Raw genomic sequence first — 21,910 nt, forward strand, 5'->3', positions numbered from 1 at the left:
ATGAAAAACAACATGAAAAAACTCAAGCCCGTTGCCCTGGCGGCACTGCTGACACTGGGCATGACGGCTGTTCAGGCCGGGGAAACCATTGAACTCGGCGATGGCCTGAAGTTCGACTGGCGTTTGAATACCAGTTACGGGGTTGGCGTGCGTCTGGAAAGGCCTTCTGCCGTGCTGAACACCGACGGCAACAAGAACTTCGACAAAGGTTCGCTGACTGCCAACCGTCTGGGTGCGGTGTTTGAAAGCAAGTTGTCCAAGGGCGATAGCGGCTTTGTTCTCAATGCCAGCACCTTCTACGACGACGTCTATCACGGTCGCAACGACAACCCCGGTCCCACGATCAGCACCGGCGGCCAGTACGACCGCTTCACCCCGGCAGCCAAGCGCTACGGCGGTGGTTATTCCCGTCTGCTGGATACCTATGCCTATACCAGCTTCAACATGGGTGAGAGCCGTGCCACGGTGCGCCTGGGCAAGCAGGTGGTGAACTGGGGCGAGTCCATGTTCTTCGCCAATATCGCTTCGGCCCAAGGCCCCAGCGACGGTGCCAAAGCAGCATCGCCAGGTGCCGAGGTGAAGGAAATCCTGCTGCCTGAAGATCAGATTTCCGCGTCGCTGGAGTTGACGCCCAATCTGTCCTTGCTGGCCCACTATCAATTCGGCTTCCACGAAACACTGTTGCCTGCCGTGGGCATGTACACCAGCACCAGCAATCTGCTGGGCCCAGGCGCCAATTGCGGATTCCGCGCGGGTGCGGCTTGCTTTCTGAATCGCGGCAGCGATATTCGCCCCAGCAGCACCGGACAGTGGGGCATTGGTAGCCGCTATCGCGTAACCAGCGAAACCGAAGTCGGCGTGTATTACCTGGACTACAACGATCGTTCGCCCAACATCGTCGTGAATGGCAATGGCACCTATCAGGTGCGCTACTTCGACGACATCAAGATGCTGGGCACCACGGTCAGCACCACCTTCGGCAAGTTCTCTGCTTTTGGTGAAGCCAGCTATCGCAAGGGCGCTGCAGTGTTGGTGGGCGCGGCCTCCACGGCTGTGCGCGGCAACGTGGTGCAGGGCAATATGGGTGGTATCTACAACATCGGCCGTACGGCATTTGCCGATGACATGTCGCTGGCTGCGGAAATTTCCGGCTCTCGCGTGTTGAGCGTGGAGCAGGGCAGCGTCGACAACCTGGCCTTCAAGACCCGTAACTCGCTGGTTGCGGCAACCACCTTGACTCTGGGCTACCCCGGCATCTTCGAGGGCTGGGATATGACCGTGCCCATCAGCTACCAGTCGCAGCTGCGCGGCCGTTCCCTGGTCGGCACCTTCGGTGGTGGTCAAAGCGACAGCCGCCTGAGCATTGGTGCGACTTTTGTTCGCAAGAGCAATTTCTCCATCAACGTCGCCTACATCAACTACCTGGGCAATCCTTCGACCGATCCTCTGCGTGCTCGCACGTTGGCGGACCGCGATCAGCTGTCCATGACCATGAAGTACTCGTTCTGATCCTGCGGGTCTGATAGAGAGCAAGGCCCGGTTTTACCGGGCCTTTGTGTCTGTGCTTTGCTAGGGAGTCGCGATATGCAAATCCTGCTTGGAAAAATGGTACGGCACGCCTGTGTGGGCATGCTGTGTGTATGGGGTGTTGGCGGGCAGGCCCAATCCATGTTCAATGCGTTGCCGCCTCTGCCCAAAGTGGCTCCCATGATGCCGCCCACGGTGTTGTACAGCGATACCCAGGGCGAGATACGCTTCAAGTCCAGCAGCCCTTATGACCTGGATGTGCTGATGGCGCAGCCGGCCAAGGCCGAATCCATCACGGGCATGGGCAAGCTGTTCCTGCCGGCGCAGGCTGATGAAAAGCGGCAGGTCCCGGCCATGATTATTTTGCCTGGCAGTGCCGGCGCCATACCGGGGCGGGAGTACGAGACGGCAGAAGCCCTTGTCAAGAACGGGATCGCTGCCCTGGTCATCGACTATTTCAAACCGAGAGGCATCAGCGAGGAGATGCCGTACTCGCTCAAGCTCATGGGGGCCTCCGAGTTCGATGCGGTAGCCGATGCCTACTCGGCTCTCAAGGCCTTGAACCAGCATCCCGCCATCGACGGCAAGCGGATTGGCGTTCTGGGTTTTTCCAAGGGCGGCATTGCGGCGCGCATGAGCATGGATGAACGCATTCGCAGCAAGCTCGCCCCCAATGTGGCGCCCTTCAATCTGCATGTGGATTTTTACGGCCCTTGCTATGCCGAGCTGCCAACCCGCAAGACCACGGGCGCGCCGCTGGTGAGCTTTCGCGCGGGTGAAGATGCATCGAATGATCTGGTAGCCTGCGCCGCACAGGAGGCCAGCTTGCGCAAGGCGGGCTCGCCCGTAAGCACGGTGATTTATGCCAAGGCCGGTCACGATTGGGAAAGCAGCCGTCCGCGTGAAGTGGCCGACAGACCCTATCTGGCAGGCTGCACCATAGAGTTCGATGACAAGGATATGCCCACGCTCAAAGGCCAGGCCTTGATTCCCGCCGATGCCAAGGCCGACCGACAGACGCGCTACCAGATCCGCATGCAAAGCAGCAAGGCTTTGGGCGATTGCGTGAAAGTGGGCTATATCAGCGGCCGGGATGAAACGGCCAGAAGCCTGGCGCAAAAGCAGCTGCTGCAGTTTCTCAAGGCGCGCTTCGCTTCCTGACTGACGCAACAGCGGCGCATGCGCCGTTGCCTATTTCATCAAGCCAGCCTTAGCGCTGGCTTTTTTATGTCAAAAACGAGCTGAAGCGTATATGAAAATGAGCGCTTTACGCTATTGATATGGGAGCGTGACTGCTCGGTGATGGGGAAGCGTCTCAGCGCTAAACGCATCGCAGCTGCCGGCCAGCAAGAGCTAACGGAAATGACGAGCTGACAGGCAGTGGCGCGGCCAAGAAAAAAGCCACACAGCTTGCACTGTGTGGCTTTTTCATGCGGCTCCGATCAGGGCTTGGCGGCCGGCTGGAGCACGCTGCGGTCTCCGATCTCCAGCAGCAGGCTCATGCTGCGCTTGTGAATGCGCCAGCCTTGGGGCTGCAGCAGCCATTCGTCTTCGTAAAAGCCGATGGCGTCGTAGCGGGTGCCGGAACGTTCATGCAGACCCTTGTGCGCTGCACGCACCTGGATCTTGCTGCGCACGGCCTGGGGGTTGCGGGCATCGACTTGCAGATTGCCCTGCAGATGCTGGGTGGGACCGCAGCCGTCCAGGTGGGAGCTGATCATGTACCGGACTTTGTCAATGCCCTGGCAGATATAGCTGCCGCCATAGACCGTGGTGCAGTCCGCTGTGAACACCTGGTCCAGCAGCGCCCAGTCGCGTGTATCGCAAGCGGTGGCGTAGCGGGTCAGCACCTGGGCCAGAGCATGCTCCACAAGCAGTTGCTCCAGCGTGCTGGGGGCGTTGTGCATCATTGTCGGCTTCACAGTTTGGGGTTGACGGAGGATTGAGGTTCGGGCTGCAGGGCGCGGCCGCCGCCGTGCACGGCGTTGGCGTTGCTTGCGGGCTTGGGCTGCTTGCGCAGCTTGGCCGCGCGGGCCTTGGCTTCAGCGGTTTGCACATTGAGCCAGCAGGCCATGGCAGGCAATAGGAAGATGGCACCCAGCATGTTCACCAGGAACATGAAGGCCAGCAAGATACCCATATCCGCCTGGAACTTGAGCGAAGAGAATGCCCAGGTACCCACACCAATGGACATGGTCAGCGCCGTGAAGATGGCGGCATTACCGCGCTGGCGCATGGCTTCATAGAAGGCTTCGCGCAGCGTGATGTCGCGCTCGCGCAAGGCATGCTGCATGCTCTCGAACAGGTAAATGCCGTAGTCCACGCCCACGCCCACGCCCAGTGCCACCACGGGCAGGGTAGGCACCTTCAGGCCAATGCCCAGCAAAGCCATCAGTGCGTTGCACAGAATGGAAACCAGGGCCAGGGGTACGACGATGCACAGCACGGCGCGCCAGCTGCGGAAGGTGAGCCAGCACAGCAAGGTGATGGCACCGAAGATGGAGCCCAGCATCTGCACTTCGGCGTGTTCCACCGCTTCATTGGTGGCAAAGGCCACACCGGCATTGCCGCCGGCCAGCTGGAACTTCACGTTAGGCGTCTTGTCGGCGGCGATGAAGTTGCGAGCTTCGTTGACCACATGGGTCAGCGTGGAGCCTTCGTGGTCCTTGAGGAAGACCTGCAGATTGATGACCTTGCAGCCTTCCGTGTTCAGGCCCAGATCGGGCGACAAGGCCTTGGTACCCGAGCGCAGTGCGGCTTCCGTACGTTGAAGTGCTGCCCAGCGGGGGTTGCCTTCGTTGTTGCCGGAGGCGGCGATCTTGGCCAGACCGGAAGCGGTGGACACCGACTGCACGCCATCGACACGGCTCATGCGCGCTTCAAAGCGTTCCACGGCATTCATCACCTCCCAGTTCAGGCAGGCCTCGTCCAGATTGGAGGTCTCCACAAACACTGACAGCACGTCCATGCCTATGGAGTAATTGCCGATGATGTTCTGGTTGTCGAGGTTGTAGCGCGAATCGGCACGCAGCTCGGGTGCGCCCGTGCCCACATCGCCGGTGCGCAGATCGCGGGAGATATAGGTGCCCACGGCGAGGAACGCCATGGAGATCGCCAGCGTGATCAGGGCCGGGCGTGGCTCGGCCAGAGCGGACAGTGCCCACCAGCGGCTGTTGCGGCCGTTGGCATCCGAGCTGGGGGCTGCCATGGCGCTTTTTTCCAGACGGATATTGGCCAGCACGGCAGGCAGAAACACCTTGTTGGTGATGATCATCAGCAGCACGCCCAGGCAGGCGGTCAGGCCCAGCTCGTGCACGATGGGAATGTCGATCAGCATGATGACCATAAAGCCCAGGGCATTGGTCAGCAGGGCCAGCGTGCCGGGAATGGCCAGCTTGCGAATGGCGTTCTCAGCCGCCAGCTTGGCGCTCAGGCCGGCACGAATGTCATGCTTCCAGGCGCCTGTCATCTGCACCGCGTGCGAGACGCCAATGGAGAAGATCAGAAACGGCACCAGGATGGACATGGGGTCGATGCCGTAGCCCGCCAGGGGCAGCAGGCCCAGCAGCCAGATCACGGGCAGCAAGGCCACCAGCAGGCCCACTACGGTGAGGTTGGTGGAGCGGGTATACAGGCGCAGCAAGATGGCGGTGATCACGAAGGCGATGGCAAAGAAAGTCATCACCGTCATCAGACCGTCCATCACATCGCCCAGAACCTTGGAAAAACCGATGATGTGGATTTCGACGTTCTGCTTCTCGAACTTCTGGCGAATCTCTTCCAGGCGCTGGGCCACCTTGTGGTAGTCCAGCTTCTCGCCCGTCTTGGGATCCACTTCCAGCAGATCGGCGCGCACCATGGCCGATTTGAGATCGTTGCTGACCAGCGAGCCGATCTGGCCCGACTTGGCCACGTTGGAGCGCACCTGGGCCAGGCCTTGCTCATTGGCTTCGAAGCGCGATGGAATCAGCACTTCGCCCACATAGCCGTCTTCGGTGATTTCGATGTATCTCACGTTGGGTGTGAACAGCGAATACACCTGGCCGCGGTTCACGCCGGGGGTGAAGAAGACTTCGTCGGTCACGCCGCGCAGCGTTTCCAGGAACTCCTTGTTGTAGATATCGCCGTTGCCCTTCCACTGAACGCTGACCAGAATCCGGTTGGCGCCCGAGAAAGTGGCCGAGTGCTTGAGAAATGCCGCCATATAGTCATGGCGCAGCGGAATCAGCTTGTTGAAGCCGGGGTCCAGGTGGGTGCGCATGGCGGACGCGGCCAGCAGGCCGGTGGCAATCAGCGTGAGCACGACGATGGTCTTGCTCCAGGAGATCAACCCGCGGGCGATGGCGGCAATCATTTTTTCCAGCCGCGAGATGGGTTCGGTCAATGTCATTGCGTGGCTCCTTGGCCGGTGGCGGCTGGCGCTTGCGCAGCCGGCGGGAATGGTTGCAGCCCGGCAGCGCTGGAGATCCAGCCCTTGTCCTGGTTGAACAGGGCGATATCGGTGAGCGTGGCCCGGCCCTTGGCTTTTTGCAGCTCAAAAGTCTTGCCGCCGTCCTTGCTGATGCCCAGCATGCCGCCCTGGCCTACCAGCACGATGTTGGAATCCTTGTCCAGCGTGTGACCAAAGAAGGACACGGGGGCGGGAACGCTGGAGCGGGTCCATGGCGCACCGGCCTCGGCCTGCAGAAAGACGTTGCCGCGCATGCCGTAAACCAGCCAGCCGCCGTTGTGCGTGGGCATGGCGTTGTAGAACGAGCCCTTGTAGAAGGCCGGCTCGGTCTGCCAGCTTTCACCGGCATCCTTGGACTGGAGCACCAGGCCGCGTTCGCCCACGATCAGCCAGTTCTTGCCGTCGTCAGAACTGGCAATGCGGTTCATGTGCTTGTCCTCCACCTCGGCGGGCAGAGTCAGGGCTTGCCAGGTCTGGCCGTTGTCCTTGGAAACCAGGGCGCGACCGAAGGCCCCCACCGTGATCCAGTCGCCCGATGGCAGGCGGGCAATCGACATCAGCGGCTCGCCGTTTTCCTTGGAGAAAGCCATTTCCTCCCAGGAGCTTCCGCCATCCTTGGTGCGCAGAATCCAGCCTTCATGCCCCACTGCGAAGCCGGTCTTCTTGTCAGGCGCAAACGCCATGTTGACCAGCAGGGCCTGCCGGTCCTGGTTCAGCTTGGCTGCCTGCCAGTGGGCACCCCGGTCGTCGGTGTAGAGGATCTCGCCCATGGCACCGGCGGCCACCAGGCGGTCGCCGGCCATGGCCAGGGTGTTGAACTGGGTGTGTTCGGCACCAGCGTGGTGGGGGCCAAGGGCGGCGGGGTTCGGGGGGAAAGCAAGAGCAGAGGCAAATGCCACCAATGCTGCTGCTCCTATGCCTACGGCTGTTTTCACGTTGTCTCCTTCATCAGTCTTTTACGGGCCCATGCGCGAGCCCTCAATACCTAGGCGGGAGATTGTTGTTTCGAGGGTTTTGGAACATCGTCCGAATGGACGTTTGCCAGGATGGCCAAGGGTATGTCCGGAGCCGATTTCTTAGTCTGCACAGACGATGGTTGGCAGCCGCTTCGTTCTCACAATGAAGTCATACTTGCTTAGAAAAGGAAGACATATGGGTTTGCAAGGAAAAGCGGCGCTGGTTGGCGCTGCGCAATACAAGCCTGAGAAGTACGCGACGGCTCCACGCATGTTCCATCTGGAACAGGTTGCGGATCTGACGCTGCAGGCTCTCGATGACGCGGGCATGGAATTGTCCGAGGTGGACGGTCTGATTACCAGCGGCCCGCACTTTCATGAAGCCAACAGCTTTGTGCCCGCCATGGCCGGTGAGTACCTGGGGGTGCGCCTGAATTTCGCCGAGGTGGTGGATTTGGGTGGCGCCAGCTCGGTGGCCATGGTCTGGCGTGCTGCGGCGGCAATTGAGCTGGGACTTTGCAACACGGTGGCCTGCGTGCTGCCGTCGCGCATGGCGCCCATTTCCGAGCATGACGACCACATCAAGGAAGTGATGAAGGCCAGCCGTTTTGGCGGTCACAGCACACGCTTTGGTGCACCCGAAGCGGAAATGGATCTGCCCTACGGCCACATGGCCCAGAACACGGGTTACGCCATGATCGCCCAGCGCTATGGCGCGATTTACGGCTACGACCCGGCAGCGCTGGCCCGCATCAGCGTGGATCAGCGTTTCAATGCCTGCCACAACCCCAACGCCATGTTCTACGGTCAACCCATCACGGTGGATGATGTGCTGAACTCGCGCATGGTGGCCGATCCGCTGCACGTGCTTGAAATCGTGCTGCCTGCCGCCGGCGGCGGCGCCATGATCGTCACCCGCGCCGACCGTGCCAAGAGCACGCGGAACCGGCCGGTCAGCATCATTGGCTGCGGCGAGCATGTCAGCAGCAAGTCGCCCACCTATATGGCCGATATGTTGCAGACGCCGATCGGCCCCGCCTCGGCCAAGGCTTTCGAGATGTCGGGTCTCAAGCCTTCGGATATGCACATGGCGCAGATCTATGACTGCTACACCATCACGGTGATGCTGACGCTGGAAGACGCGGGCTTTTGCGAAAAAGGCAAGGGCATGGAGTTTCTGCGCAACAACGACTTCACCTTCAAGGGCAACTTCCCCATGAACACCCATGGCGGCCAGCTGAGCTTTGGCCAGTCGGGCACGGCGGGCGGCATGTCGCAGGTGATTGAAGCCATTCACCAGATTCAGGGCCGTGCCGGCGAGCGTCAGCTGGCCCGCAACGATCTGGCCTATGTGTCCGGTACCGGTGGCGTGATGAGCGAGCAGGGCGCCTTGATCCTGCGGGGAGCATAAGAAATGGCCTGGAACAAACCTCTGCCCCATCCCACGGAAATTTCGGCTCCGTACTGGGAAGGCCTCAAGGCCCACGAAGTGCGCATTCAGCAATGCGATCGTGGACACTCACTGTTTTTCCCTCGAACCCATTGCCCCACTTGCGGATTGCGCTCCTTGAAGTGGAGCAAGGTATCGGGCGAAGGCAAGCTCTACAGCTTCACCATTGCCCGTATTCCGACCATGCCGGAGTTCACCGACGAGATGCCCCAGGCTCTGGCGGTGGTGGAGCTGGCCGAAGGCGTGCGCATCAACACCACCATGGTCGGTGTGGAGCCTGAGGCGCTCAAGATCGGCATGGATGTGCGTCCGGTGTTTGATGATCGCCCCGGCGAAGTCACGCTGCTGCGTTTTACCGACAAGGCTGGGAATCACCCTTCGGTGATCAAGGCCGAGGCCGAAGAAGCACCTGCCGCCTCAGTGGTGCCCGATACGGCCGTCAAGCGCAAGATCTCGGTCAAGGACATCGAGGCGATGAAAGCGCTGGTGTCCGAGGAGTACAGCCCCTGGTCCAATGAGTTCACTGTGAGCCAGGAAGTCATCAATGACTTTGCCAAGCTCTCCGGTGACGATTACTGGATCCACACCGATCCGGCCCAGGCCAGGGAAAAAAGTCCTTTTGGCACCACGATTGCCCATGGCGCGCTGGTGCAGGTGCTGGCCAGCCAGCTCAAGATTCCGCTGGACTACGAGGTCGTTGACTTCAACAACATGGTCAATTACGGCTCGGACCGTCTGCGCTTTCCCAGCCCGGTTCCCTCGGGTTGCAAGATTCGCGGCCGCGCACGCATCAAGTCCGTGGAGCAGGTCAAGAGCGGCGTGCAGGCCACGATGGAGTTGAACATCCATGTGGTGGGCCAGGACCGGCCTGCAGTCATCAATGATCTGGTGATTCTCTACATGTAATTGGCGATAAAAGGACTGCCATGGGTGCGACCCTGAAATCTCGAAATGTGGTCGTGCTCATGTTGGCGGCCAGTCTGGCCTCCACCATCGGCGGTCTGCCATTCAACACCTTGCCTGTGCTGCTGGGCAGCCTGGCAGATAGTTTTTCCCTGCCACCCGAGCAGGTGGGGCTGCTGGGCTCGATCTGCTTTGGCGGCTATCTGCTGGGTACGCTGGGTGCGCCGATCTGGATGAATCGGCTCAACTGGCGCTGGCTGACGGTGGTTGGAGCCATGGGCACGGCGCTGTGCTTTGCGCTCAGTGCCATGGTGCAGGCCTTGCCGCTGCTGTATGTGAGCTGGGCCTGCATAGGCTTTTTCGCCTCCACCATGACGTGTCTGGGCATGCGTGTGCTCTCGGACCTGCCGAACAAGGAGCGGGCTTTTGGCGTGCGCCAGGGGGTGGAGCTGTCGGTGACGGCGGCCGTGCTGTTTGCCTTGCCGCCGCTGGTGATTGCCCGCTTTCATTACGCGGGCGCGGCCTGGGCTTTGGCGGCCTTGATTTTGCTTCTGGGGCTCTCCGCCTTCTGGGTGCCTGGCGGTGCGCAAGCCCGTTTGATTTCCGCAACCGATGCGTTGGCCAGTCAGCCGCAGCGCATGCCTGTGACAGCCTGGTGGGCGCTGGCAGTGCTGTGGCTGTTCCTGGTCGGAAATATCGGTCTGTGGGCTTTTCTGGAGCGCATAGGTGTCCATCTTTCCGTCAGCGCCACCGACATGGGCGTGGTCTTTGCCGTGCTCAAGCTGCTGGGCAGCGTGGCGGCTTTCTTCATTGCCGGCGTGGGCGCACGCTGGTCTCTGGCGCGGGGGCTGAGCTTGGCCTTGCTGGGGCTGATGGCCGGGCTGGGCCTGCTGGCATCGGCAACGGGCTTTGGTTTTTATGCGGCAGGTGCCTGGTTGTGGGAGTTCGCCTTTACCTGCGGCTGCGTGCTGCAGACCGCGCATATTGCGCGCACCGACCCATCGGGCCGGGCCATCATGCTGGTGCCCGGTGCCTTTGCGCTGGCTTCCATGGTGGGGCCTGGCGTGGCGGGCAAGCTCATGGGCGCGCAGGGGCTGGAGCCCGTGCTGTGGTTTGCTCTGGCCTCAAGCGTCGTGCCCGTGCTCAATCTGCTGTGGAGCAAGAAATCAGGCTCAAATCGGCCTCTGGTGCATGCAGGATAAGCGTTAGTAGCTACTGATTTGATAGTTTTCTTGCGTTTCACACCTGTATCGAGCACAGCTGCTTTGCGCGCCGTTGCTGCGCTGCTGGAGCGCCATCCTGGGGTTGCGCCCTAGGTAAATACCTGCTCATCAAAACGGACGATGTCGGGCTTTGGGTGCTGGCCATACTGCAGGCAAAGAGGGCTTGAGAACGCCAGTCGCTTCTCAAGCCTGCACGGCGCAGCACAGCACAGGAGACGACGATGAAAAAGCCTTTTCGCCCTATGAATGGTGTCCGGCTTGTACTGCTGGGGACGGCAGCGCTGGCGCTGTATCTGCCTGCCATGAATCTGCAGCAGGACAAGGCTGCCGCTGCGCAGGGAGCTGCGCAAGTCAAGCTGCCTGCCGGCATCAGCCTGGCCAGTGCACAGACTTCCTGGCACGCCGTTTTTGCATCGCGCTATTGAGGTTTCGGACAGGTCGCCGGGCCGGTCCCGACTCTGCTTTGCCTCGCACCTGGCCATAAAAAAAGGTTCGGAGGCCGCCCCAAGCAGCCTCCGAACCTCTGAATACCCAATGGCAATGGAGAACTCGAGAAAAACGGCTTAAGCCGCGACAGCCTCCTTGCGCTGGCGCACCAGGGTCAGAGCCGTGTCTTCAATCATGTCTTCCTGGCCGCCCACCATGCCGCGACGGCCCAGCTCCAGCAGCAGCTCACGTGCGGGAATGCCGTACTTGGCTTCGGCACGTTTGGCAAACAGCAGGAAGCTTCCGTACACGCCGGCGTAACCCAGGGTCAGTGCGTCGCGGTCGATGCGGATGGGGAAGTCCATCAAGGGTACGACCAGGTCTTCGGCCACGTCTTGAATCTTGAACACGTCCACACCGGTTTCAATGCCCATGCGTGCGCACACGGCGATCAGCACTTCCATGGGGGTGTTGCCCGCGCCAGCGCCCAAGCCTGCGGCAGCCGCGTCAATGCGGTTGGCGCCGACTTCGATGGCAGCCAGTGAGTTGGCAATGCCCATGGCCATGTTGTGATGGCCGTGGAAGCCCAGCTCAGTCTCGTTGTTCAGTGCTTGGCGCACAGCACCCAAACGCTCTTTCACATCGTCGGGCAGCATGTAGCCGGCCGAGTCGGTGATGTAGATGCAGTTGGCGCCGTAGCTTTCCATCAGCTTGGCTTGCTTGACCAGGCCTTCGGCGCTGTTCATGTGGGCCATCATCAAAAAGCCGACGGTGTCCATGCCCAGCTTGCGGGCGAAGGAGATGTGCTGCTCAGAGACATCGGCCTCGGTGCAGTGGGTGGCCACGCGGATGGTGGAGACGCCCAGTTCGTGGGCCATCTTCAGGTGGTCGACGGTACCAATACCGGGCAGCAGCAAGGCGGAAACCTTGGCCTGCTTCATCAGTGGAATGACGGCCGACAGGTATTCCTCGTCCGTGTGCGAGGGGAAGCCGTAGTTGACCGAGCTGCCGCCCAGGCCGTCGCCGTGGGTGACTTCGATCAGGGGCACGCCTGCGGCGTCCAGACCGGTGGCCACAGCCTTCATTTGCTCCAGCGAGATGAGGTGGCGCTTGGGGTGCATGCCGTCACGCAGAGTCATGTCGTGAACGGTGATTTTTTTGCCTTTGAGGGACATGTGTTTCTCCTAGATCAGGCTGCAACAGCGGCTTCAGCGGGCTCAAAGCGGCCAGCCAGGATTTCTTCGGCAAACATCTCGGCCGTGCGCGCGGCGGCGGCGGTCATGATGTCCAGATTGCCGGCGTACTTGGGCAGGTAGTCGCCCAGACCTTCGACTTCCATGTAGATGGAGACGCGGTTGCCGTCGATCACAGGGCCGTTGACCAGCTTGTAGCCGGGTACGTACTTCTGCACTTCCTTGATCATGGCGTGCACCGAAGCCTCGATTTCAGCGGGCTTGGGGGTGTCCACGGTCAAGCAGTGAATGGTGTCGCGCATGATCAGTGGCGGCTCGGCCGGGTTGATCACGATGATGGCCTTGCCCTTTTGGGCGCCGCCAATTTTTTCGACAGCGCCGGCGGTGGTGCGGGTGAATTCATCAATGTTCTTGCGGGTGCCGGGGCCGACCGATTTGCTGGAGACGGTGGCCACGATTTCACCGTAGCTCACGGCTTGCACGCGCGAGACCGCTGCCACCATGGGGATGGTGGCCTGGCCGCCGCAGGTGACCATGTTCACGTTCATGGCCTTTTCGGCAACCTTCTCGGCCAAGTTCACGCTGGGCACGCAGTAAGGGCCAATGGCAGCAGGGGTCAGGTCGATCATCAGCACGCCCAGCTCGTTGAGCTTGCGGCTGTTTTCGGCATGGACATAGGCGCTGGTGGCATCGAAGGCGATCTGAATGCCGTCTTCCTTGACGAAGGGCAGCAGGCCGTCCACACCTTCGGCCGTGGTCTTGATGCCCATTTCGCGGGCACGCTTCAAGCCATCGGATTCGGGGTCGATACCGACCATCCACACAGGCTCCAGAATGGAAGAGCGCTGCAGTTTCATGAGCAGATCGGTGCCGATATTGCCGGGACCGATCAGTGCGCACTTGATCTTTTTTTGCGTCATGGTGTCTTACTCAGTGAATTGAATGGAACAGCTGCCCATGCCGGCTATGACCATGTCGAAGCGGTCACCGGCAGCGGCAGGCACGAGAGGGGCGAGGGAGCCGGAAAGAATCACTTCGCCGGCCTTGAAAGGGATGCCGAAAGCGCCCAGGGTGTTGGCCAGCCAGGCCACGGCTTCGGCAGGATGGCCTTGCACGGCGCTGCCCAGGCCAGCGCCTGCGGGCTGGCCGTTCTTGTTCATCTGCATGGCGGCAGCGGCCAGATCCAGCGAGGCCGGATCGGTGTGTTGCTTGCCGATGACGAAGACACCGCAGGAGGCGTTGTCGGCCACGGTGTCCTGAATCTTGATCTTCCAGTCGTTGATGCGCGAATCGACGATTTCGAAGCAAGGTGCGACCCATTCGGTAGCGGCCAGCACGTCTTCGCGGGTCACGCCCGGGCCTTGCAGGTCGGTCTTGAGCATGAAGGCAATTTCGCCTTCGGCACGTGGCTGGATCAGGCCGGATGCTTTGAGCGAGACGGCAGCGCCGTCTTCGAACTGCATGCTGTCGGTCAGAAAGCCGAAGTCGGGCTGGAACACGCCCAGCATGTCTTGCACGGGCTTGGAGGTCACACCTATCTTTTTGCCAATCACGCGCTCGCCCGAGGCCTCGCGCAGGCGCAGCATGTGCAGGGAGATGTGATAGGCGTCTTCCACCGTCATTTCAGGGTGGCTGTCGGTCAGTGGTGCCAGGGTTTTGGCGGTGCGCAGCGCGTCGTAAAGGCGCTGGCCCTGGGTTTGGATGAATTCTTTGTTACTCATGGGAATCAGCCGTTTTGCATGAAGTCGATGCAGCTGCGGTTGAACATCTCGCGGTGTTCCACCTGCACCCAGTGGCCGCACTGGTTGACCAGGATCACGCGGCAGTTCTTGATGCCCTTGGCCAGCTTGTCGGCGCCACCCACGGGGTTGAAGGCATCCTGTATGCCCCAGAAGCCCAGCACATTGCACTTCAGCTCGGGCAGTTGCTCGGTCATGTTCGGCACCACCAGCACGGAGCGTGCTGCCTGGGTCTGGGTCTCGGCAATCGGGGCGCGCTCGTTGATGATTTCGTCGGTCAGCAGCGATTGATCCACCAGCTGCATGGACATCACGGCACGCATGGCTTCCTTGCCCGCCTTGCCCGACTTGTAGATGTTGAACATATTGGCAATGCCGGGCATGGCCAGATAGGTGTCCAGATCTTCCACGCCGCCGGGGGCCATCAGGATCAGGCTTTTGACGTCTTCGGGGTGCTTCAATGCATAACCCAGCGCTACGGCGCCGCCCAGCGAATTGCCCAGCAGGGTGATGTTCTTGAGACCCAGCTTGTCAACCAGGCCCTTGATGCCGGCAATGAAGAAGTCCAGGTGGTATTGCTTGGGTTCTTCCGTCTTGGAGGACAGACCGTAGCCCAGCAGATCCGGCACGATGGAGCGAAAGCCGGCCTTGGCAAACTCGGGGTAGTTGCCCTTGAAGTTGCTGTAGCCGCTGGCACCACCGCCTGCGCCGTGCAGGAAGATCACGGGATCGCCCGTACCTTGCTCGTGGTAGTGCACCCGCTGGGCTTGGCCCGCGATTTCTCCGATGTCTACGTATTGGCCTTCGGGAATGGAAAAGTGGCTCATCAGTGTTCTTTATGGCTTGAGTTGAACGGCGAAGGCTTGTCTCCAGCCTTCGGATGGGGAACGGGGTAGAACTTCAGGCCTTGGCTTGCCAGAGCTTGGGCAGGCCGGGGTCGGTGGCGGCAATGGCTTTTTTCAGCAAATTGCGCAGGGTCACGGCTTCCATCTCGCCCAGGCGGGAGACGATGTCGGTTTCCACGGCCTTGGCGGCGGCCAGCACGTGAAGAATGGCTTCGTTGCCCTGGGCCGTCAGTTGCAGTGCCCGGGCATGCTCGGCGCTTTCCTCCACCCAGCCCTTGCGGATCAGGGACTGCAAGGCAACCGCACCGATATCGATGCCGGTATAGGCCATGTGCGCAGCGATCTCTGCAGGCGACAGCGGCTGCTGGATGCTGAGCAGGGACAGCACGTAGAAATCGGCATCCGTCATGCCGAACTCGTTCATGGGCTTGCGTATGCCGCTCAGAAATTGGAAGTGGGCGCGACCCATCAGATAGCCGATCAGATTCTCTGAATAAGCGGTGTCGGTATCGGCGGCAGGTTCGGTGGCAATGGCCTGCGACTTGGGCGAGGCCAGGGCGTAGCCGCCGGTGACATACAGCAGCGGTGGCGTGGGGTTGGCGTCGTAGTCCGTCACCTCGCCGACAAAAATGATGTGGTCGCCGCCGTCGTACTGGAAAGCGGTCTTGCAGCGAAAGCGGGCGCTGCAGTCCTGCAGCAGCGGTGCATGCTCTTGCTCGGAATCCAGCGGCAGGCCGGAGAATTTGTCTTCGCCGGCGCGGGCAAAGCGGTTGGACAGGGCTTCCTGCTCGTTCGAGAGGATGTGCACATTCCAGGTTGCGGCGTTCTGGAACACCGGCAGGCTGCGTGCATTCTTGGCCAGGCTCCACAGCACCATGGGTGGCTCAAGCGATACCGAGTTGAAGCTGTTGGCCGTGATTCCCACAGGCTCTCCGCCTTCGGCGCGCGTGGTGACGATGGTGACCCCGGTGCCGAACATGCCCAGAGCGCGGCGAAAGTCCTTGGGATCGAATGTGGCAGCAGTACTTTGCATGGTGAATGTCTCCTTGATGCAAGAGTGCTTGTGGCGGCCCGCTTTTGAATCCTTCACATGGACTAGCCGGGTGGATTCGGACTCGGTGATTTCCCGGGATGCACCGTTAGTCTGATCGGACGATGAACAGGCAAATGCATGGTGAGAGCATTCTTTCCCAAAGGCGTAGCGCCTTGCCCACCACACTAAAAGCCGCCAGGTGGAGCGGAAACGGAGACTTGTTCATGAACACAATGACAGACAACTACCTCACCCCCGATGCACTTGCCGTGATTGAGCGCACCAAGGCCCTGGTGCCCAAGCTGCTGGAACGTGCTCAGCAGGCGGACCGTGACGGCAAGATCAGCGACGCAACCATTCAGGAAATGGCCGAGGCAGGTCTCTTCAAGGTGCTGCAGCCCAAGCGCTGGGGCGGTTACGAGATGGATCCGCGTGTGTTCTACACCGTGCAGATGGAGCTGGCCAAAGGCTGCATGTCCACGGCCTGGATTTATGGCGTGGTCGGTGTTCACCCCTGGCAGCTGGCGCTGTTTCCCGCTCAGGCGCAGCAAGACGTGTGGGGCAAGGATGGCGGCGTGCGCATTGCCTCGACCTATATGCCCACGGGCAAGGCCGAGCCGGTAGAAGGCGGCTTCAATTTCAACGGCCGCTGGAGCTTTTCCACCGGCTCCAAGCATTGCGACTGGCTGTTCCTGGGCGGCTTGCTGCCCAAGCGCGACGGCACTCCGGGCCTGGAGCACGTGACTTTCCTGCTGCCCAAGTCCGACTACCGCATCGAAGACAACTGGGATGTGCTGGGTCTGCGCGGCACCGGCAGCCATGACATCGTGGTGGAAAACGCTTTCGTGCCTGCGCACCGCATTCAATACACCAATGACCACAGCGATTTGGGCTGCCCCGGCCGCGTGGAGAACCCGGGCTGGCTGTATCGCATTCCGTTTACCCATGTGTTCCAGCGTGCTGTGTCCACCGCCTGCCTGGGCGCGCTGGAAGGCGCGATTGCCGAATTCACCCGCCGCGCCACCTCGCACGTGGGCAAGCACGGCAACCGAATGGCGGAAGATGTGAATGCGCAGACCGCCGTGACGGAAGCCACGATTGCGGTGGATCAGCTCAAGCTGGTGATGTTCCGCAACTACGCCCGCATCGTGGACGCCGCCAAGACCGGCATCCAGCTGTCGCTGGACGAGCGTCTGCTGCAGCGTGCCCAAGCCTCCTATGTGCCCAAGCTGACGGGTCTGCACGCCAATGAGTTGATGCGTGCCTGTGCTGCCAGTGGTACTTTCAAGACCAATATGATCGAGCGCGTGTTCCGCGACATCCACCAGGGCCGCACCCATATTGCCAACAACACGGACGCTTATGTTCGCGCCTACGGCTCCCATGTGCTGGGCATTCCCAACCAGGAGCCCTTCGTCTAATCGCTGCCACTGAAACCAGGCTGCGCCGCTTGCTGGGCGCAGCCCGGAGTTGCCGGGGCATTTGCCCCTTCCATAAAAAAATGATCAAGGAGACAAGGCGTGGCAGAACAAGAATATGACGTGGTGGTGGTGGGCTCGGGTGCAGGAGCCTTGCTGGGTGCGATTCGCGCCAAGGAGCAGGGTCTGAAGACCTTGCTGATTGAAAAGACAGAGCTTTTTGGCGGCACCTCGGCATTGTCCGGTGGCGGCATCTGGATTCCGATCAACTACGATCAAAAGCACGCCGGTGTGAAAGACGATCTGGAAACCGCTTTCAGTTACATGAAGCGCTGTGTGCGCGGCATGGCCACCGACGACCGCGTGCTGGCCTATGTGGAAACCGCCCACAAGATGGCCGATTACCTGCGCGATATCGGTATTCCTTACCGCGCCATGGCCAAGTATGCTGACTACTACCCGCATATCGAAGGTTCCAGGCCCGGTGGCCGCACCATGGATCCGGTGGATTTCAATGCCGCCAAGTTGGGTGTGGAGGCTCTGGAGAGCATGCGCCCAGGCCCTCCCGGCAATCAGCTGTTTGGCCGTATGAGCATCAATGCCTTTGAGGCGCATTCCATGCTCTCGCGTGAGTTGAAGTCTCGCTTCACCCTCATCGGCATCATGCTCAAGTACTTCCTGGATTACCCCTGGCGCAACAAGACCCGGCGCGATCGCCGCTTGACCGGTGGCCAGGCTTTGATTGCCGGTCTGCTGACGGCTGCACGCAAAGCCGGTGTGGAAATGTGGAGCAGCTCTGCGCTCAAGGAATTGGTTCAGGATGCCAGTGGCCGTGTGACGGGCGTCATCATTGAAAAAAGCGGCCAGCGCCAGCAGATCAATGCCAAGCGCGGCGTGCTGCTGGCTGCCGGTGGCTTTGAGCGCAACCAGGAAATGCGCGACCAGTACCTGAATAAGCCCAGCAAGGCTGAATGGACGGCGACCCCGGTGGGCGGCAATACCGGTGATGCCCATCGAGCCGGGCAGGCTGTGGGTGCGCAGCTGCATCTGATGGATTGGTCCTGGGGCGTGCCGACCATGGATGTACCCAAGGAGCCCGCATTCCGCGGCATTTTTGTGGAGCGTTCGCTGCCGGGCTGCATGGTGGTTAATGCCAAGGGTCAACGTTTTCTCAATGAATCCGGTCCTTATCCCGAGTTTCAGCAGGCCATGCTGGCCGAGCATGCCAAGGGTAATGGCGGTGTTCCCGCGTGGATCGTGTTTGATGCAAGCTTTAGGGCCCAGAACCCCATGGGCCCCTTGATGCCTGGTTCGGCCGTGCCCGACAGCAAGCTGCGCAGAAGCTGGTTGAACAATGTGTACTGGAAGGGCGAGACGCTGGAAGATCTGGCGGCCCAGATCGGCGTGGATGCAGCCGGTCTCAAAGACAGTGCCCGCAAGATGACGGAGTATGCCCAGAGCGGCAAGGACCTCGACTTCGATCGCGGCGGCAATGTGTTCGATCGCTACTACGGCGATCCGCGCATGAAAAACCCCAATCTGGGGGCCATAGACAAAGGTCCGTTCTACGCCATGCGCCTGTGGCCCGGCGAGATCGGAACCAAGGGTGGCCTGCTCACCGATCGCGAAGCCCGTGTGCTCGACGCGCAGGGCAAGGTCATTGAAGGGCTGTATTGCGTGGGCAACAACTCTGCTTCCGTCATGGGCCCGGCATATGCGGGGGCTGGCTCCACTTTGGGGCCTGCCATGACGTTTGCTTTTCGCGCCGTGGCCGAGATGAGCGGCAAGCCACTGCCTCTGGAACGCACCGATTTGCTGGGCAAAGCGGTCTGAAAAGCGAGGCAAGCATGAGTCAGAGCAACAAGAATCGCAGCACCATCAACCCCATTGAGTCGGCGCTTGATGTGGATTCTGCAGATGAAATCCGGTGGAGTGACAGTGCCGATGTTGTCGTGGTCGGCTGGGGCGCTGCCGGTGCCAGCGCTGCCATCGAAGCCAGGGCGCAAGGCGCTGATGTGCTGGTGATTGACCGCTTCAGCGGCGGCGGTGCCAGCGTGCTCTCGGGCGGTGTGGTCTATGCCGGTGGCGGTACCCGCTACCAGAAGCAGGCGGGCTACGAAGACAGCCCCGAAGCCATGGCCGATTACCTCAAGCACGAGGCCAACGGGGTTGTCAGTGAGCAAACCCTGGCGCGCTTCAGCCGCGAGAGCGTCTCCAATCTGGACTGGCTGGAAAAGCAGGGCGTGCGCTTTGACTCCAGCATGCCCAAGTACAAGACTTCGTATCCACCAGACGGCGTTTATCTTTACTACTCCGGCAACGAGGTGGTCCCGGCCTATGGCAACTCCAAGCTGCAAGCCAGGCCTGCGCCGCGCGGTCACCGTGTGGTGGCCAAAGGTCAGTCAGGAGCTACTTTTTTTGCGGCCTTGAAGCAGTCCACGCTGGACAGCGGCGCGCGTGCCTTGACGCAGGCCCGGGTCCGCCGACTGGTGCGCGAGCAGGCCACGGGTCGCATCATCGGTGTGGAAGTCTGGGTTTTGCCCGAGGGCGATGCGCGTACGGAACGCCATAAAAAGCTCGACGAGCTGGTGGCCAAATGGCGCTTGTATCAGGCACCGCGGGCCCAGGCTGGCCGCCGAGAAGCCGCGCAGATTGAAAACGAGATGGGTGAAAAGCGCTTTATCCGCGCCCACAAGGCCGTGATTCTGTCCACCGGTGGCTATATCTTCAACGCCGATCTGATGGAGCAGCATGCACCGGCCTACAAGCCGGGCTGGCTCACCGGTGCCGCTGGCTGTGATGGCTCGGGCCTGCGCCTGGGCCAGAGCGTGGGCGGCGTGGGCAAGGATTTACACAATATCTCGGCCTGGCGCTTCATCACGCCGCCTTCGGCCTGGCCCAAGGGGTTGGTGGTCAATGCCAGGGGTGAGCGCTTTTGCAATGAGCAGGTCTATGGCGCCAAGCTGGGCTACGAGATGATGGAAAAGCAGGGCGGCAAGGCCTGGCTCATCATTGACGGCAGCCTGCGCAGGCAGGCCACGTGGCAGTGTCTGTTTGGTGGCCTGTGGGCGTTCCAGTCCATGCCGGCCCTGGCGCTGATGTACAAGGTGGCGCTCAAAGGCAGCTCGGTGGCCGATCTGGCCCGGAAGATGGGTGCCGATGCCGCCACGCTGCAGCGCCAGTTTGACGAGGCCAATGCGGCTGCGCGCGGCGAGCGTGAGGACGCCATGGGCAAGTCCAAGGATATGCGCCATGAGTTCAAAGGCGGCTCGCTGTTCGCCATCGATATCTCCATCAATCAGAAGATGTTCCCGTTGGCCGTGCTCAGTCTGGGCGGTCTGCAGGTTAATGAAGACGACGGTGGCGTGCTCGATGGCGCGGGGCAGAACATTCCCGGTCTGTTTGCCGCCGGGCGCACAGCCATAGGCATTGCGTCATCACGCTATGTCAGCGGTCTGTCGCTGGCCGACTGTGTTTTTTCCGGTAGACGTGCCGGACGTGCTGCCGTCGTGCTGCACGACGTGGTCAAGGCGCCTGCCATGGCAGGTGCCGGTGTCGCAGCGCTTGAGGGTATAGGTCAGTCGTAACCCCAGGAATCGGGGGCGGCCATGCGCCGGGCAGTTGCCTGGTGTCGGTCGCACAGTGAGTGTGTGAGAGTAAGGGGTCAAGAAAATGAGCAGTGAAGCCACAGCAACCGCAACACGCTATCACCCGCTGCGCGTGCGCGCGGTGATCGAAGAGACGCATGACACCAAATCGATTGAGTTCGATGTGCCTCAGGCACTGGCGGAGCAGTTTCGCTATCGTCCGGGTCAGTTTCTGACGCTGCGACTGCCAATAGAAGGCCGTTATGTGCCGCGCTGCTATTCCATGTCCAGCGCACCTGCGCTTGACGATGCCTTGCGCGTCACCGTCAAGCGTGTCCATCGCGGTCGGGGTTCCAACTGGGTGTGCGACAAGGTTCGTGTGGGCGACACCATTGAGTTGATGCCGCCATCGGGTCTGTTCTCGCCCAGCAATCTGGGCCAGGACTTCCTGCTCATGGCTGGCGGCAGCGGCATTACGCCGGTGTTCTCCATCTTGCGTACCGTGCTCAAGCAGCATCAGGGCAAGGTCGTGCTGTTCTATGCCAACCGCGATGAGCGCTCGGTCATCTTCAAGCGGGACTTGCAACAGTTGGCCGCCGATTATCCAGAGCGTCTGCAAATCGTGCACTGGCTGGATTCCATACAAGGCCCACCTTCGCTGCTGCAGATCGCTGCCTGGGCCAAGCCCTGGGTTGCCAGCTCCGGACAGGCCTTTATTTGCGGGCCGGGCCCTTTTATGGATGCAGCGCAAGCCGCTTTGCTTCAGGCTGGCATGCAGGAGGCTCAGGTGCATGTGGAGCGCTTTGTCTCTCTGCCCGATGAAGAGACCTTGCAGCAAATGCAGGCGCAGGATGCGGCAAACCCGGTTACGGCAGCAGTGGACGAGGCCCTGGTGCAACTGCGTCTGGATGGCGAGGAATACGAGTTCACTTGCAGCGGTACCGAAACCATTCTGGAAGCCGGTCTGCGTGCGGGTATCAATGTTCCCTTCTCCTGCCAGGCCGGCATGTGCGCTTCATGCATGTGTCAGGTGCAGGACGGTACGGTACATCTGCGCCACAACGAAGTGCTGGATGCCAAGGATCTGTCCAAGAAATGGACGCTGGCCTGCCAATCCATTCCCACCAGCGAGAAGCTGCGCGTCAAATTTCCGGAGTAAT

18 protein-coding genes are annotated in these 21,910 nt (G+C 60.9%); 10 read left to right on the forward strand and 8 right to left on the reverse strand.

Annotated elements, in window-relative coordinates:
* Entirely contained in the window at positions 1-1,509 is a 1,509-nt protein-coding gene (locus EAO39_RS07685; RefSeq protein ID WP_120966880.1) for a DUF1302 family protein, read from the forward strand.
* A 75-nt stretch (positions 1,510-1,584) separates the two neighbouring features.
* Positions 1,585-2,688: a dienelactone hydrolase family protein gene (locus tag EAO39_RS07690; RefSeq protein WP_240466921.1), complete on the forward strand. Its 1,104-nt coding sequence runs from the start codon at positions 1,585-1,587 to the stop codon at positions 2,686-2,688.
* A 281-nt stretch (positions 2,689-2,969) separates the two neighbouring features.
* On the opposite strand, the gene EAO39_RS07695 is transcribed toward EAO39_RS07690, so the two are convergent.
* Genes EAO39_RS07695 through EAO39_RS07705 form a run of 3 tightly spaced genes read right to left on the reverse strand, consistent with a single transcriptional unit; the run spans position 2,970 to position 6,912 of the window.
* Entirely contained in the window at positions 2,970-3,437 is a 468-nt protein-coding gene (locus EAO39_RS07695) for a nuclear transport factor 2 family protein (RefSeq protein ID WP_240466922.1), read from the reverse strand.
* Positions 3,438-3,445: 8 nt separating this feature from the next.
* A complete protein-coding gene (locus EAO39_RS07700) occupies positions 3,446-5,917 on the reverse strand; it encodes an efflux RND transporter permease subunit (RefSeq protein ID WP_120966883.1) in 2,472 nt (823 codons plus the stop codon).
* Complete coding sequence (locus EAO39_RS07705) at positions 5,914-6,912, reverse strand: YCF48-related protein (RefSeq protein WP_240466923.1); 999 nt, start codon at positions 6,910-6,912, stop codon at positions 5,914-5,916. Before EAO39_RS07705 ends, EAO39_RS07700 begins: the two co-directional genes overlap by 4 nt.
* Before the next feature lie 217 nt (positions 6,913-7,129).
* On the opposite strand from EAO39_RS07705, the gene EAO39_RS07710 reads away from it, so the two are divergent.
* The 4 genes from EAO39_RS07710 to EAO39_RS07725 all read left to right on the forward strand — a co-directional run bounded on the left by EAO39_RS07710 (position 7,130) and on the right by EAO39_RS07725 (position 10,934).
* Positions 7,130-8,344, forward strand: coding sequence for a thiolase family protein (locus EAO39_RS07710; protein WP_120966885.1), 1,215 nt, complete (start codon positions 7,130-7,132; stop codon positions 8,342-8,344).
* A gap of 3 nt (positions 8,345-8,347) precedes the next feature.
* Positions 8,348-9,289, forward strand: coding sequence for an OB-fold domain-containing protein (locus EAO39_RS07715; protein WP_120966886.1), 942 nt, complete (start codon positions 8,348-8,350; stop codon positions 9,287-9,289).
* 20 nt (positions 9,290-9,309) lie between these two features.
* Positions 9,310-10,488 (forward strand): MFS transporter, encoded by a 1,179-nt coding sequence (locus EAO39_RS07720; RefSeq protein ID WP_120966887.1) that lies wholly within the window; start codon positions 9,310-9,312, stop codon positions 10,486-10,488.
* A 242-nt stretch (positions 10,489-10,730) separates the two neighbouring features.
* Positions 10,731-10,934: a hypothetical protein gene (locus EAO39_RS07725; RefSeq protein WP_120966888.1), complete on the forward strand. Its 204-nt coding sequence runs from the start codon at positions 10,731-10,733 to the stop codon at positions 10,932-10,934.
* Between the two features lie 138 nt (positions 10,935-11,072).
* Here EAO39_RS07725 and dmpG read toward each other — a convergent pair whose 3' ends face one another.
* From dmpG to EAO39_RS07750, 5 genes are all read right to left on the reverse strand, one after another.
* Complete coding sequence (dmpG, locus tag EAO39_RS07730; protein ID WP_120966889.1) at positions 11,073-12,110, reverse strand: 4-hydroxy-2-oxovalerate aldolase; 1,038 nt, start codon at positions 12,108-12,110, stop codon at positions 11,073-11,075.
* A 14-nt stretch (positions 12,111-12,124) separates the two neighbouring features.
* Positions 12,125-13,048: an acetaldehyde dehydrogenase TesF gene (tesF, locus tag EAO39_RS07735; protein WP_120966890.1), complete on the reverse strand. Its 924-nt coding sequence runs from the start codon at positions 13,046-13,048 to the stop codon at positions 12,125-12,127.
* A 6-nt stretch (positions 13,049-13,054) separates the two neighbouring features.
* Complete coding sequence (locus EAO39_RS07740; protein ID WP_120966891.1) at positions 13,055-13,849, reverse strand: fumarylacetoacetate hydrolase family protein; 795 nt, start codon at positions 13,847-13,849, stop codon at positions 13,055-13,057.
* A gap of 5 nt (positions 13,850-13,854) precedes the next feature.
* Positions 13,855-14,694, reverse strand: coding sequence for an alpha/beta hydrolase (locus tag EAO39_RS07745; RefSeq protein WP_120966892.1), 840 nt, complete (start codon positions 14,692-14,694; stop codon positions 13,855-13,857).
* 73 nt (positions 14,695-14,767) lie between these two features.
* Positions 14,768-15,745, reverse strand: coding sequence for a flavin reductase (locus tag EAO39_RS07750; RefSeq protein ID WP_120966893.1), 978 nt, complete (start codon positions 15,743-15,745; stop codon positions 14,768-14,770).
* Positions 15,746-15,978: 233 nt separating this feature from the next.
* On the opposite strand from EAO39_RS07750, the gene EAO39_RS07755 reads away from it, so the two are divergent.
* The 4 genes from EAO39_RS07755 to EAO39_RS07770 all read left to right on the forward strand — a co-directional run bounded on the left by EAO39_RS07755 (position 15,979) and on the right by EAO39_RS07770 (position 21,909).
* Positions 15,979-17,166: an acyl-CoA dehydrogenase family protein gene (locus EAO39_RS07755; protein WP_120966894.1), complete on the forward strand. Its 1,188-nt coding sequence runs from the start codon at positions 15,979-15,981 to the stop codon at positions 17,164-17,166.
* A 99-nt stretch (positions 17,167-17,265) separates the two neighbouring features.
* On the forward strand, positions 17,266-18,996 hold the full coding sequence (locus tag EAO39_RS07760; protein ID WP_120966895.1) for an FAD-dependent oxidoreductase: 1,731 nt from the start codon (positions 17,266-17,268) through the stop codon (positions 18,994-18,996).
* 14 nt (positions 18,997-19,010) lie between these two features.
* The gene (locus tag EAO39_RS07765; RefSeq protein WP_120966896.1) at positions 19,011-20,750 is read left to right on the forward strand and encodes an FAD-binding protein; all 1,740 of its coding nucleotides are present in this window, start codon (positions 19,011-19,013) and stop codon (positions 20,748-20,750) included.
* Between the two features lie 85 nt (positions 20,751-20,835).
* Positions 20,836-21,909, forward strand: a complete 1,074-nt coding sequence (locus EAO39_RS07770) for a ferredoxin--NADP reductase (RefSeq protein WP_120966897.1) — start codon at positions 20,836-20,838, stop codon at positions 21,907-21,909.
* Position 21,910 lies beyond the last annotated feature (1 nt).

This window comes from Comamonas sp. lk (genome assembly GCF_900564145.1).
Taxonomy (GTDB): Bacteria; Pseudomonadota; Gammaproteobacteria; order Burkholderiales; family Burkholderiaceae_C; genus Comamonas.

Coding starts and splice junctions, on each gene's coding strand:
- EAO39_RS07685 (WP_120966880.1), top strand. CDS start 1: ATGAAAAACAACATGAAAAAACTCAAGCCCGTTGCCCTGGCGGCACTG.
- EAO39_RS07690 (WP_240466921.1), top strand. CDS start 1,585: ATGCAAATCCTGCTTGGAAAAATGGTACGGCACGCCTGTGTGGGCATG.
- EAO39_RS07695 (WP_240466922.1), bottom strand. CDS start 3,437: ATGATGCACAACGCCCCCAGCACGCTGGAGCAACTGCTTGTGGAGCAT.
- EAO39_RS07700 (WP_120966883.1), bottom strand. CDS start 5,917: ATGACATTGACCGAACCCATCTCGCGGCTGGAAAAAATGATTGCCGCC.
- EAO39_RS07710 (WP_120966885.1), top strand. CDS start 7,130: ATGGGTTTGCAAGGAAAAGCGGCGCTGGTTGGCGCTGCGCAATACAAG.
- EAO39_RS07715 (WP_120966886.1), top strand. CDS start 8,348: ATGGCCTGGAACAAACCTCTGCCCCATCCCACGGAAATTTCGGCTCCG.
- EAO39_RS07720 (WP_120966887.1), top strand. CDS start 9,310: ATGGGTGCGACCCTGAAATCTCGAAATGTGGTCGTGCTCATGTTGGCG.
- EAO39_RS07725 (WP_120966888.1), top strand. CDS start 10,731: ATGAAAAAGCCTTTTCGCCCTATGAATGGTGTCCGGCTTGTACTGCTG.
- dmpG (WP_120966889.1), bottom strand. CDS start 12,110: ATGTCCCTCAAAGGCAAAAAAATCACCGTTCACGACATGACTCTGCGT.
- tesF (WP_120966890.1), bottom strand. CDS start 13,048: ATGACGCAAAAAAAGATCAAGTGCGCACTGATCGGTCCCGGCAATATC.
- EAO39_RS07740 (WP_120966891.1), bottom strand. CDS start 13,849: ATGAGTAACAAAGAATTCATCCAAACCCAGGGCCAGCGCCTTTACGAC.
- EAO39_RS07745 (WP_120966892.1), bottom strand. CDS start 14,694: ATGAGCCACTTTTCCATTCCCGAAGGCCAATACGTAGACATCGGAGAA.
- EAO39_RS07750 (WP_120966893.1), bottom strand. CDS start 15,745: ATGCAAAGTACTGCTGCCACATTCGATCCCAAGGACTTTCGCCGCGCT.
- EAO39_RS07755 (WP_120966894.1), top strand. CDS start 15,979: ATGACAGACAACTACCTCACCCCCGATGCACTTGCCGTGATTGAGCGC.
- EAO39_RS07765 (WP_120966896.1), top strand. CDS start 19,011: ATGAGTCAGAGCAACAAGAATCGCAGCACCATCAACCCCATTGAGTCG.
- EAO39_RS07770 (WP_120966897.1), top strand. CDS start 20,836: ATGAGCAGTGAAGCCACAGCAACCGCAACACGCTATCACCCGCTGCGC.